Here is an 11,427-nt window from a genome sequence, read left to right as displayed (position 1 = left end):
GAATAAAAGAAAAAGACCAAACCGGGCGGCACAGGTCGCGCCCGTCTTGATCCCCGTAACTTGCGAAGCCCGGTTACCCTTGCCGGCTCCATTGCCGGGCGGCGGCGAGCACCTTCCCGATGTAACGCTGCGTCTCCTCCGGCAGCTCGGCCAGCCTATCGCGGATCGCCTCATCGGTCGTCAGACCGAGACGGTCGACCCGACCGGGCCCGGCATTATAAGCAGCCAAAGCCGAAGAAGCGTTACCGTCATACTTGCGAAGCAAATACGACAAGAATCGGGCGCCCCCGTCAATGTTCTGGGCAGGGTCGAAGGAATCGTTGACGCCGAGCCCCTTGGCCGTATCGTCCATGAGCTGCATCAAGCCCTTTGCGCCTGCCGGCGAAACCGCCCCCGCGTTAAAGCCCGATTCCGTTTGAATGACGCCTTTGATCAGCGCGGGGTCCAAACCGTATTTGGAAGCCGCGGCGGCGATCAGCCCGTCGTAAGCCGAACTGCTGCCGCTATCGGCGGTCAAGGCCCCTAACGCGCTGCCGTTCAAAACCGATGAATAAGACAAATTAGGCAATCCGCCGGTCATGACGGAACTTGCCGCCTCCGAAATGCCGGTATCCGAGGAATCGGAAGACCCGAGCAAATCATTCAGCAGCAAGCCGAATACGCTTCCGTCCTCCGTCTGAGCGGACGGATCGAGAGAATTGGCGTTGTTGATCCATTGGGACAGAAGCAGCTGTTTGACGACCCGCGGGTCCATGGTTACGTTCAAGTCCGTTCGCTCCTGGTTGGGCATGTTTGCCTGATGCATCCATTGTACATCATGTCCAACCTTTCGACCAGTCCCGACAAGCGGCGGATTCCCGTTCCCCGGACCTATTTTCGAAATTGAGGCCTGAACGTGAGACAGCAGGTAACGGAAGAGGCCTTGGCGTAATCCTGATGGTCGCGGAACCCTTCTTCCCCGAATTCCTCGTTCAGGTTGACGGTGGAATGCTCATCGATTTCCACCGCGATCTCGTCGGCTCCGCACCGGTTGCCTTGATTCCAGAACGCACAGTTGCTGACGCTGCAAGCGACGCCTTTCGGCAAGCAAATCACCCCCCGATCCTATTGTGCGCCCGTCGAAAACGGGTATGCGGACCGGGGGGTGGAGGTTAAAGGGAGCGTCTTGACGCTCCGTACGGGTTTATTTCGACTGGCCCATCATGCGGCGCTGGGTCAGGTAGTCGCTTTCGTAATAAGAGAGATCGTCGCGCAGCTCTTCGTAGACCCGGGAAACGTTCAGCACGACGTCGCGTGCGGCACGGAGCGGCTTCATGCGGAAACGGATCGCGTCCTGGCCGGTATAGGCATAACGGCCGTCTTCCGAGTAGCATTCGTTTTTCGGATAAAAGAAAGCGTTGACGCAATGGTGATAGACTTCGTACAGCGCGCGTTCGGCTTGATCCGTATCGAGATTCGGCCGGCGAAGCAGCGCGCCGAGCTTCTCGTAAGCCACTTCCGAGAAGACGAGCAGGTGGCGCAGGTCGGAGAGCAGGCCGCTGTAAAAGCTTTTCGCCTCTTCGCTATCCTCTTGGACGAGCTCAGGCAAAGCGTGCCCATTCAGGAATTGCTCCAGTTCCAGGATGGCGGTTTTCAGTTTTTCCCGGCTGGTCTCGGCGATTCCTTTAATATTGGCTGGCATGATGGTTCCCCTTTCGTTGTCCCGAAGCGTATTTCACGATAGGTGTTCGGATGCAAAAAACCCGCGGGCATAGTCCGCGAAATTCTACCTCATCGTACCATAAATCCGTCCCGAACGGTACTGGCAAAGAAGCAAAGCGCCGTATATTTTTCCCTTTTCCCCTTCATGCTAACGGGGAATGCATCGGCTACGCAAGGAGGTGCGCTTCGTGCGCAATAAAACATGGATCGGGACCGCCGGGGTGGTGCTCGCCATCGCCGCCGGACTGTTGCTGTTTCCCCGGAATCACGGACCCGGCAGGACCGCGGAACCGCCAGTCCCGCAAAGCTCTCCCCTCGCGGCCGCGCGCGAATCCCATTATAAGGAGCTCACCGTGCGTCAGGACATGGAGGCGACGGAACGCCTCGGACGAATGCAGAGCATCCGCGACGCCCGTCAGTTCGCCATCCGGGTCTCCCGGTCGCAAACGGCTTCCGCAAAACCGGATCAAGCGCTGCTCGGCTATCTTCGCGAACATCCCGAGCTGGCGGGAGCCGCTTGGATCGCAGGCCCGGGCGGGAAGGACCGCACGGCGGGCACGGCGGTCTCCGGCATGCAAAGCTCCGGGGACGCGCACTGGAAAAGCGCCCGGTCGGCGGTGCTCGGCGGGCAATCCTATTCCTCTCCCGCCTTCTCCGTGAACGGACACGCCTACTTCATCATCGGCGAGCCCTCTCCCGCGCGCAAGGGGCAAGGCGTCATCGCGTTGGTTTCCGCCTCCGCGGTACAGGAGGTCGAACGCCACCAACGGCGCAACCTGCGTCTGATCCCGTTTCCCGCTGAGGGCAGGTACCGTACGGAATCGGTCTTGCCGAACACGACGAAGGACATCACGGTGCGTAAAGGCGAAGATAATGGAAACGCCAGCCACTATTCCGTCGACGAAGTCGTGGTCAAATTCCGCAAGCCGCTTCAGCCGAAAGAGCTGCTCCGGCTCCGAAAGGATCTGGATTTGACCGTTGTGCGCCAAACCCGTCAAACCTATGTCTTCCGGTCCCGTAAACACCGCGCGGAACCGCTGATGGAGTATTTCAAGAAATTCGATCCGGTGTACGTAGAGCCGCATTACCTGTACTTAACCAACGAACTGGACGGGGAAACCGACCCTCAGCCCATCGTGCCGAACGATACCCTGTATTCCCGGTACCAATGGAACCTGCCCCAAATCGACACTGAGCAGGGTTGGAACGTCAATAGGGGCAGCCAAGTGATCGTCGCGGTCGTGGATACGGGGGTTCAGTCGGACCATCCGGACTTGCAGGGCAAACTGGTACCCGGCGTCAACATCGTGGATTCCTCCAAACCTCCCGAAGACGACGTCGGCCATGGCACGCACGTTGCGGGGATCATCGCGGCGCAGATCAACAACCACGAAGGCGTGGCCGGACTGACCTGGTATACGAAAATCATGCCGGTAAAGGCGCTCGACAGTTCCGGCGCGGGGTCCACTTACTCCGTGGCCGAAGGCGTCATCTGGGCGGCGGATCACGGGGCGAACGTCATCAATATGAGTTTGGGCAATTACGCCCAAGCCCAATTTCTGCACGACGCGATCCGATACGCCAACAACAAGGGAGTTCTCGTCGTGGCGGCGAGCGGCAACGACAACACCGACCGGCCGGGATATCCGGCGGCTTATCCGGAGGTAGTCGCCGTGTCGGCGACCGATCCGGGCGGCGGCAAAGCCGAGTATTCCAATTTCGGCGATTATATCGACGTCGCGGCGCCGGGAACGTCCATCGCCAGCACCTACCCGGGCAGCCGGTATGCGTCTCTCTCGGGCACCTCGATGGCCAGCCCGCATGTCGCCGCGCTGGCATCCCTGATCCGCGGAGCCAACCCGCAGCTATCGAACGCGGAAGTGGCGAACGTGCTTCGCAGCACCGCCGTCGATTTGGGCGACAAAGGAAAAGACAAGTATTACGGATACGGCCAAATCGATATTCGAAACGCGCTCCGTTCGGTCGGCGGTCAAGCGTCTTCCCTTCAGATGTATCCCGATCAGGTACGACGGGAGTTAGAGAGTATCGGCATCCGGTAAACCATCAAAGTGTCCGCGGCGAAACTGTCGTCAGTCGGACACTTTTTTTCATGTCTTTTTAAGTCATTTGCTATAAAATAGAAAGGAACATGTCCGGGGACAAGCCGGAGGAAAAGGAGTGTGCTTGTGGAAAAAGCGCAAAGAAAAAAAGAAGCCAGAATCCAGCGGCAGCTGGCGCAAGAAAAAAAACGCCGCAACATGCGGATCATGGTTTGGTCCTTATCCGGATTATTCGTCCTTTTGATCGCGGCCCTAATCGTTTTCTGGCCGAAGCCTGCACCGCTCAGTTTCGAATACGATAAATCCCCGCTGCTCGGGAACGCCGACGCCAAGGTGAAAATCATGGAATTCGGCGATTTCAAATGCCCGACGTGCGCGTACTTCAGCCAAAACATCATGTCTAAAATCAAAACGGAATACATCGATACCGGCAAAGCTTCGCTCTCTTTCCAAAACTGGACCATCATCGGCCCCGATTCCACGACGGCGGCTCTGGCGGGACTGGCCATCTACCACCAGAACAACGATGCGTTCTGGAAGTTCTACGACGCGCTGTATACGAATCAACCGCCGGAGTCCGAATCTTGGGCAACGGTCGATTATTTGGTGGACACCGCGAAAAAGCAAAATCTCGGCATCGACTACGACCTGCTCCGGAAAGACATCGAGAACAAGACGTACGCGGACGAGCTCGCCGCCCAAAACAACTTCGCGGTCGCGCATAACTTCACCGGCACGCCGTCCGTTCTCGTCAACGGGAAGAAGCTCGACGACAACACCGCCCTCAATTACGATAATCTAAAAGCCGCCATCGACAAGGCACTCAAAGAAGCCGACAAATAAAGGGAGGTCCGCATGCGAGCCCTCATCCGGGAATACGGCGTTCTGTTCGCTTTTATCGTATCGCTGGCCGCGACTTGCGGAAGCCTGTTTCTCAGCGAAGTGATGGGTTACATCCCCTGCAACCTATGCTGGTTCCAGCGGATTTTCATGTACCCGCTCGTGTGGCTGCTCGGCAGGGCGGCCATACGAGACGATCGCGGCATCCGCGGCTATGTCCTGCCGCTGGCGATTATCGGGGCCTTGTTCTCCGCCTACCATTACGCCGAGCAGAAGATTCCCGGGGTGGCCGATATCGCGCCTTGCAAAACCGGGATTCCCTGCAACACGGACTATCTGGACTGGTTCGGAGTCATCACGATCCCGCTCATGGCGCTGTTCGCGTTTATTTTAATCATCGTTTTCCTGCTGCTGTCGAGGAAACCGTCCGATCACGCCGAAGAATGACAGAATGCCAAAAACCCGCAAAGCGCGCTCGCGCTTTGCGGGTTTTTGGACTTCCGGAAAGTTTGCCGTAAGCCGGGTTCTGTACTTCAAGTGGTCATCGCGGACGGCCGGAGCCGTCCTCCCACGGACTGAAGCGACAATCATCTTTCTAGGCCGCCCATTGCTGAACGGCTCAAGCGACCAACCCAACGCGCCCCGGGCAAGGGCTTGCGGCCGGCATGCGCCGCCGCTCGCGTTCTCTTAGGTCTTGCTCCGGATGGGGTTTACCAGGATCAGAGTCACCCCTGCTCCTCGTGGTCTCTTACACCACGGTTCCACCCTTACCTGTTCTGCTCCCCACAAGTGGGGAGCAGTCATCGGCGGTCCATTTCTGTGGCACTATCCTTCGGCTCGCGCCGACTGGACGTTATCCAGCATCCTGCCCTGCGGAGCCCGGACTTTCCTCCCGCGGCTCTCGCCGCCGGCGATTGTCTGTCAAACTTTCCGGTTCGCAACGTCTAGTATAGCGTGAAAGCCGCCCGGACACAACGGCAATCGTTGGCTGTGCCGCCAGTTCACCCGCACGCTTTATTTCAAGCGGAACGGCTCCGTATTCACGCGCGAAGCGACCGCCTGCGTGGCGTAGCCTTGGTCATCGAGATGCTGCTGCAGCCAATCCGCTACCTTCCGCTTCATGATTTTTTCCGCATTGTGTCCCGGATCCACGAGAGCGAGTCCCGCCACCGCGGCGTCATGAGCCGTATGGTAATCGATATCCCCGGTTACGAGAACGTCGGCTCCCGCGAACATCGCGTTTTTGATGAAACGCGAGCCCGAGCCGCCGAGCACGGCCACCTTGCGGATGCGTTTGTCCCCTTCTCCCACGACCCGCACGAACGGGACGTCGAAAGCACGTTTGACCCGTTCCGCGAATTCGTCCAAGCTTTCGTCGGCCGGCAGCTTGCCCACGCGGCCCAACCCGAAGGACCTGCCCTTGAGGTCCATCGAATACAAATCGTACGCCACTTCCTCGTATGGATGCGCTTTGAGCATCGCCGCGATGACCGCTTTACGGACGCTCTGCGGCACGATCGTCTCGATCCGGATTTCCGAAGCCGACTCGATTTTTCCCTGCTTGCCGATGTACGGATCGCTGCCTTCCCTCGGCATGAAGGTGCCCGTTCCCGCCACGTTGAAACTGCAATGGCTGTAGTTGCCGATCCAGCCCGCCCCTGCGGCGAACAAGGCGTCCCTCACCTTCGCTTGATGCGATTCGGGAACGAAAACCGCCAGCTTATACAGCTTGTCGGTATGCGCCTCGCGAAGGACGTTCCGGCCTTCCAGTCCGAGCGCCTCCGCCATCCAATCATTCATGCCGCCTTCGGCGGAATCCAGGTTCGTATGGGCGATGTACACGGCGATATCGTTCCTCAGCAGATCGGCCGCCAACGATCCCGCCGGCGTGTCCGTCTGCAAGTGCGCAAGGGGCCGGTAAATGACGGCGTGATGGGCGATGATCAGCTCGGCCCCGATCTCCGCGGCTTCCGCGACGACTTCCGGCGTCACGTCGAGCGCGACGAGCACCTTGGATACCTCTTTACGAAGCGTGCCCACCTGGAGACCGATCTTGTCGTCAGGCTCCGCATAATGCTTCGGAGCCAATCGCTCCATAATCTGGATTACGGTTTCTCCTCTGGCGAACATGCCAACACCTCCCTGATTTCCGCGACGGACGATTCCCATTCCTTGATCTTCTCCGCGGCTTCCGGCGCGGTTGAGCGCTTCATCTGCCCGATGATCTGTTCGCGCTTCGCGATTTCCTGCTCCCATTTCCGGTGGAACGCCGAGCCTCCTTGGCGAAACAGCAGCGGTCCCATTTCGAACAGCAGCGGCTTCGAAACCGACCGGACGCAAGGCGCAAGCGCCCCGGTCCCGTAAAGCTCGCCGTTGCGGCGGTCCGCCTCGCGGCGGTCCGCTTCGCGTTCTGCTCGGAGCATCGTATAGATCACGCCGTCCTCTTCGAGCAGCGCTTCGCGGTCCAGCACGAATCCGTGCTCCGTCAGCCACCGCCGTACCGCCTCTTCGGCCACGTGCGGAGACAAAATCAGCGTGTTGACGCCGTTCAGCCGTTCTCCGGCCGCTTCCAGGAGTCGAACCATCAAACTGCCGCCCATGCCGGCGATGCAGACGGTGTCGACTTCACCGGGCTCCAGCACGGTAAGTCCGTCTCCGTGCCGGACCGATACGAGCCCGGCAAGCCCGGCTTCGGCAACCTGCCGTTTCGCCGCCTCCACCGGTCCCGCGTTCACGTCGCCGGCGACCGCGAAACTGATTTTGCCGGAGCCGGCCAAATAAACGGGAAGCAGCGCGTGATCCGTCCCGATGTCCGCGAACCGGGCGCCCTGGGGCACCCATTCGGACAATGCCGCGAGGCGGCGGGACAGCTTGACGGCCGCTCCCTCTTTCGATACGTTATTCGCGTTCATCGCACAACCCATTCCATCCATTGTTTGCGAAGCCGGAACAAGCCGAACCCCGCCAATATTGTTTTACCCAATAGCCCTGTCTGGATCCATTGCGCATCCAACCGTTCGATCGCGGCGTGCAGTTCAGGCATGAACCACAAAATGAGGCCGGTCGTGAAGAAAACGGCGCCGACCGATTTGAAGCGGACATGCATGTACCACGACAGCCACATGAACAGCAGCGCCGCCGGCAGCCAGAATAGCTGCGTCTCCCCCCAAGAGGGGTCCGGAATGTGCCCGAGCAGCAGCTTCGCATAAAGCGCGATGACCGCCATCCAGCCCAACCATTGCACAAGCGCCATCCGCACGACCAGTCCGCAGCCGATGCACACGGCCGCGCAGATCCCGAGCAAGACGAGGGGACCCGTACCTTCCGTCCATCCGTGCAAGTCCAAAATCGCGGCGCCCGCGCCGAACAGGAACAGCATGCCTCCGACGAGCGCCATCATCGCGCCGATCGGACGGCTTTCCCGCCAGGAACCGCCCAAAGCGACGAATCCCGTCGTCACGAAGCCGACGAGGCCCATTTGCAATGGCAGGGGAAACGCGCTAAAATGAAGAACAACAACACAAATCAAGGCAAAAATTCCAAAAACAAGCACCCAATGTTTGCGCGGCGCCTGACCGATTTTGCGGACCGCCGTTTCCACGGCTCCCTTCGGACGCTGCGTCAGATCGTCTAAATAAAGGTTCTGCAGAAAATCGCAATAATGCTCCGGCAGCAGCTTGCTTCTGCGCCAAGCCTCGATTTCGTTGACGATGAATTTTCGTTTCTCTTCGATTTCCGTCGCCGGCACCCGCCATTCCCCCTGAACGATTCCTGGAACGAAAAGACCTTCAACCCTCAAGGGCGGAAGGCCTCGATATCTCCTATATCGTCTTATTCCAGGAAATCTTTCAGTCTTTTGCTCCGGCTCGGATGGCGAAGCTTGCGGAGGGCTTTCGCTTCGATCTGGCGAATGCGTTCGCGCGTAACGCCGAACACCTTGCCCACTTCCTCCAGCGTGCGGGTCCGGCCGTCATCCAGCCCGAACCGCAGGCGAAGCACGTTCTCCTCGCGTTCCGTCAGCGTATCCAGCACGTCTTCCAGCTGTTCCTTCAGCAGCTCGTAAGCGGCTGCGTCCGCCGGCGCCAGCGCTTCCTGGTCTTCGATGAAGTCTCCCAGGTGCGAGTCGTCCTCTTCGCCGATCGGCGTCTCGAGCGATACCGGCTCCTGCGCGATCTTCATGATTTCCCGGACTTTGTCCACGCTGAGTTCCATTTGCTCGGCGATCTCTTCCGGCGTCGGTTCGCGGCCGAGCTCCTGGAGCAATTGGCGCGATACGCGGATCAGCTTGTTGATCGTCTCGACCATGTGGACGGGAATCCGGATCGTGCGCGCTTGGTCCGCGATCGCCCGCGTGATGGCCTGGCGAATCCACCAGGTCGCGTACGTACTGAACTTGAAGCCTTTCATGTGGTCGAACTTCTCGACCGCTTTCAGCAGTCCCATATTGCCTTCCTGGATGAGATCCAGGAACAGCATGCCGCGTCCGACGTAACGTTTGGCAATGCTGACGACGAGACGCAGGTTGGCTTCGGCCAGCCTTTTTTTGGCTTCCTCGGCTTCGAAGCCGCCGATCTCGATCTTCTTCGCCAGCTCGACCTCGTCATCCGCCCCGAGAAGCGGCACCCGGCCGATTTCCTTCAAGTACATCCGCACCGGATCGTTGATTTTAATGCCCGGCGGCAAAGACAAGTCGTCGTCGAAGTTGAACTCGTCACGCTCGTCCTCTTCCCCGTGCTGTCCCCTGTCGTCGTGATCGTTCACGACCTCGATGCCGTGATCCGCGAGCTGCTCGAAAAACTCGTCGATCTGCTCGGCGTCCTGATCGAACGGAGAGAGCTTCTCCATGATGTCTTTATAGGTCAAGGAAGATTTCTTCTTGCCCTGTTCCATCAGTTGGGCTTTCACTTGCTCCAGCGTCGATTCCGTCTCAAGTCCGGTGTGTTGATCGTTCGCCATTTCCGACTCCCTCCTCCCTGAAAACCGCTTCAAGTCACCATTCCCGAAGCTTTTTTTCCAGGGCGATAATCTCTAACAAAATTTGATCCAACCGGGAATGATCCGCGGCTTTTTCCGCACGCAGCATCTCTTCCTTGAGACGGTCGATGTTCCTCGTCAAAGAAACTCGGCCGACGGCGCGGATGCAATCCTCCAGCTCCCGCTCGCCGAACGGAACCTCCATGAGCGCGATCGCGCTGACGGCTCGTTCCAAGCGGTCGTCCTGCAAATAAGCGGCGTACCGCCCGACGTCGGGTTCGTTGCCTTCGGCGTAGTAAGCATATAAGTAAGCGGCGAGCGCCGCGTGATCCTCCACGTGAAAATCGTCCCCCAACCGCTCTTTCACCCGCGCGGCCGTATCGGCGTCCTGCATCATCCACAAGAGCAGCTGCCGTTCCGCCTGAACATAGGCCGGCGTCACCTGGGGCAGTTTGGAGGAAGATCTCTTTTCATTCCATACATTATTCCACGATCCGGCTGGAATATCCCCTGCGTTTCCCAATTTCTCCTGCCTGCGGAACTCCAGCACCTCCTGCTTCAGCGTATCGAGGGATACCCCGAATTCTTGGGCCAGCTCCTTCAGCAGCAACTCCCGCTCGGTCGGGGAGTCCCGGTGCGCCACGAGGCGGACCGCCTCGCGCAAATACCGGATCTTCCCGTCTTCTTCTAGGAGTATATGGGATTTCCTTAAATATATAAGCTGAAATTTGACCGCGGAAACCGCACCGTCGATAAACTCCCGAACGAAAGCCTCAGGTCCGTGGGCCGAGATGTACTCGTCCGGATCCATCCTTCCGGGCAGCACGCCGACCCGAACGCGGAATCCCGCCGACTCGAGCAGGGGAATGCTTTTGCGCGCGGCGGCTTGTCCCGCGTCGTCGCCGTCGTAGCAGACGACCGCCTCGTCGGCGAACCGCCGAAGCAGCGCGGCATGCTCGGCGGTCAAAGCCGTTCCCATCGAAGCCACGCCGTGGTGCACGCCGGCCGACCAAGCCTTGATGCAGTCCACGTAGCCTTCGAACAAAACGACCTGCCTCGCTCGCCGGATCGCGGATTTCGCTTCGTGCAGCCTGTAAAGAATGCGGCTTTTGTTAAACAGAGGCGTCTCCGGCGAGTTCAAGTACTTCGGCTGCCCGTCGCCCATCAGGCGCCCGGCGAACGCCGCGATTTTGCCCTCGCTGTCGTGGATCGGGAACATGATCCGGTCCCTGAACCGGTCGACGTAACCTTCTCCCTCTTGTTTACGGGAGAGAAGCCCTCCGCGTTCCATTTCGGCGAGATCGAACCCTTGCCGCTGCAGCGCCTGCGTGAGCGTATCCCATCTGGCCGGAGCGTACCCGATGCCGAACTCTTCGATCAGCTTGTCCGTGAAACCGCGGGACCGCAAGTAATCCATGGCGATTTTGCCGGGTTCGGTGTTCCTCAGCACGTAATGGTACAGTTTGGCCGCGTAGGCATGCGCCTCGTACAGCGTTTGGCGTTCCTTCTGCCTTGGGCTCTGCTCTTCCGGCCGGCTGGCGGACCAGGTGACGGGGATGCCGGATTCCTCGGCGAGCCTTTTGACCGCTTCGGGAAACGTCTCCCCTTCCATCTCCATCACGAACTTGATGACGTTGCCGCCTTTGCCGCAGCCATAGCAGTGAAAAATTTGCTTTTCCGGGGTTACCGTGAAGGAAGGCGTCTTCTCCGAATGAAACGGACAGAGCCCCTTCAGGTACTTCCCGTTCTTCGACAGGTGCACGTATCTGCCGACAGTATCGGCGATATCATGCTTCCGAAGCACTTCGTCAATGACCTCTTGGGGGATCATGCCGTAGTTCATATGAAATCA

Annotated in this window: 11 protein-coding genes and 1 other RNA gene; 3 read left to right on the top strand and 9 right to left on the bottom strand. The window is 59.1% G+C overall.

From position 1 onward, the window contains the following. Positions 1-73 precede the first annotated feature (73 nt). The 3 genes from EAV92_RS25010 to EAV92_RS03795 all read right to left on the bottom strand — a co-directional run bounded on the left by EAV92_RS25010 (position 74) and on the right by EAV92_RS03795 (position 1,681). Positions 74-766: a lytic transglycosylase domain-containing protein gene (locus tag EAV92_RS25010; protein WP_277424219.1), complete on the bottom strand. Its 693-nt coding sequence runs from the start codon at positions 764-766 to the stop codon at positions 74-76. Between the two features lie 104 nt (positions 767-870). Continuing rightward, the gene (locus tag EAV92_RS03800) at positions 871-1,086 is read right to left on the bottom strand and encodes a DUF1540 domain-containing protein (protein WP_123039834.1); all 216 of its coding nucleotides are present in this window, start codon (positions 1,084-1,086) and stop codon (positions 871-873) included. 97 nt (positions 1,087-1,183) lie between these two features. Then, complete coding sequence (locus tag EAV92_RS03795; protein WP_123039833.1) at positions 1,184-1,681, bottom strand: YpuI family protein; 498 nt, start codon at positions 1,679-1,681, stop codon at positions 1,184-1,186. A 208-nt stretch (positions 1,682-1,889) separates the two neighbouring features. On the opposite strand from EAV92_RS03795, the gene EAV92_RS03790 reads away from it, so the two are divergent. From EAV92_RS03790 to EAV92_RS03780, 3 genes are all read left to right on the top strand, one after another. Next, complete coding sequence (locus EAV92_RS03790) at positions 1,890-3,761, top strand: S8 family peptidase (RefSeq protein WP_241158432.1); 1,872 nt, start codon at positions 1,890-1,892, stop codon at positions 3,759-3,761. 126 nt (positions 3,762-3,887) lie between these two features. After that, positions 3,888-4,604 (top strand): DsbA family protein, encoded by a 717-nt coding sequence (locus tag EAV92_RS03785; RefSeq protein WP_123039831.1) that lies wholly within the window; start codon positions 3,888-3,890, stop codon positions 4,602-4,604. A 12-nt stretch (positions 4,605-4,616) separates the two neighbouring features. Further along, positions 4,617-5,048 (top strand): disulfide oxidoreductase, encoded by a 432-nt coding sequence (locus EAV92_RS03780; RefSeq protein WP_123039830.1) that lies wholly within the window; start codon positions 4,617-4,619, stop codon positions 5,046-5,048. Positions 5,049-5,101: 53 nt separating this feature from the next. Here EAV92_RS03780 and rnpB read toward each other — a convergent pair. The 6 genes from rnpB to dnaG all read right to left on the bottom strand — a co-directional run bounded on the left by rnpB (position 5,102) and on the right by dnaG (position 11,418). Beyond that, an RNA gene (gene rnpB / locus EAV92_RS03775) (RNase P RNA component class A) lies at positions 5,102-5,531 on the bottom strand. 84 nt (positions 5,532-5,615) lie between these two features. After that, positions 5,616-6,731, bottom strand: a complete 1,116-nt coding sequence (locus tag EAV92_RS03770; RefSeq protein ID WP_123039829.1) for a Nif3-like dinuclear metal center hexameric protein — start codon at positions 6,729-6,731, stop codon at positions 5,616-5,618. Continuing rightward, entirely contained in the window at positions 6,707-7,513 is an 807-nt protein-coding gene (locus EAV92_RS03765; RefSeq protein ID WP_123039828.1) for a tRNA (adenine(22)-N(1))-methyltransferase, read from the bottom strand. Before EAV92_RS03765 ends, EAV92_RS03770 begins: the two co-directional genes overlap by 25 nt. Then, positions 7,510-8,349, bottom strand: coding sequence for an MBL fold metallo-hydrolase (locus EAV92_RS03760; RefSeq protein WP_123039827.1), 840 nt, complete (start codon positions 8,347-8,349; stop codon positions 7,510-7,512). Before EAV92_RS03760 ends, EAV92_RS03765 begins: the two co-directional genes overlap by 4 nt. Before the next feature lie 83 nt (positions 8,350-8,432). Beyond that, positions 8,433-9,557, bottom strand: a complete 1,125-nt coding sequence (rpoD, locus tag EAV92_RS03755) for an RNA polymerase sigma factor RpoD (protein WP_123039826.1) — start codon at positions 9,555-9,557, stop codon at positions 8,433-8,435. A gap of 34 nt (positions 9,558-9,591) precedes the next feature. Next, complete coding sequence (dnaG, locus tag EAV92_RS03750; RefSeq protein WP_123039825.1) at positions 9,592-11,418, bottom strand: DNA primase; 1,827 nt, start codon at positions 11,416-11,418, stop codon at positions 9,592-9,594. Between the last annotated feature and the right edge of the window lie 9 nt (positions 11,419-11,427).

Source organism: Cohnella candidum, from assembly GCF_003713065.1.
Lineage (GTDB): Bacteria > Bacillota > Bacilli > Paenibacillales > Paenibacillaceae > Cohnella > Cohnella candidum.
The sequence above is the reverse complement of the archived record's forward strand: the minus strand, read 5'-3'. Positions and strand labels throughout refer to the sequence as shown.

Excerpts from the sequence above, each read along its gene's own strand:
- EAV92_RS03795 (WP_123039833.1), bottom strand. The coding sequence starts at position 1,681 with ATGCCAGCCAATATTAAAGGAATCGCCGAGACCAGCCGGGAAAAACTG.
- EAV92_RS03770 (WP_123039829.1), bottom strand. The coding sequence starts at position 6,731 with ATGTTCGCCAGAGGAGAAACCGTAATCCAGATTATGGAGCGATTGGCT.
- EAV92_RS03765 (WP_123039828.1), bottom strand. The coding sequence starts at position 7,513 with ATGAACGCGAATAACGTATCGAAAGAGGGAGCGGCCGTCAAGCTGTCC.
- dnaG (WP_123039825.1), bottom strand. The coding sequence starts at position 11,418 with ATGAACTACGGCATGATCCCCCAAGAGGTCATTGACGAAGTGCTTCGG.
- rpoD (WP_123039826.1), bottom strand. The coding sequence starts at position 9,557 with ATGGCGAACGATCAACACACCGGACTTGAGACGGAATCGACGCTGGAG.
- EAV92_RS03780 (WP_123039830.1), top strand. The coding sequence starts at position 4,617 with ATGCGAGCCCTCATCCGGGAATACGGCGTTCTGTTCGCTTTTATCGTA.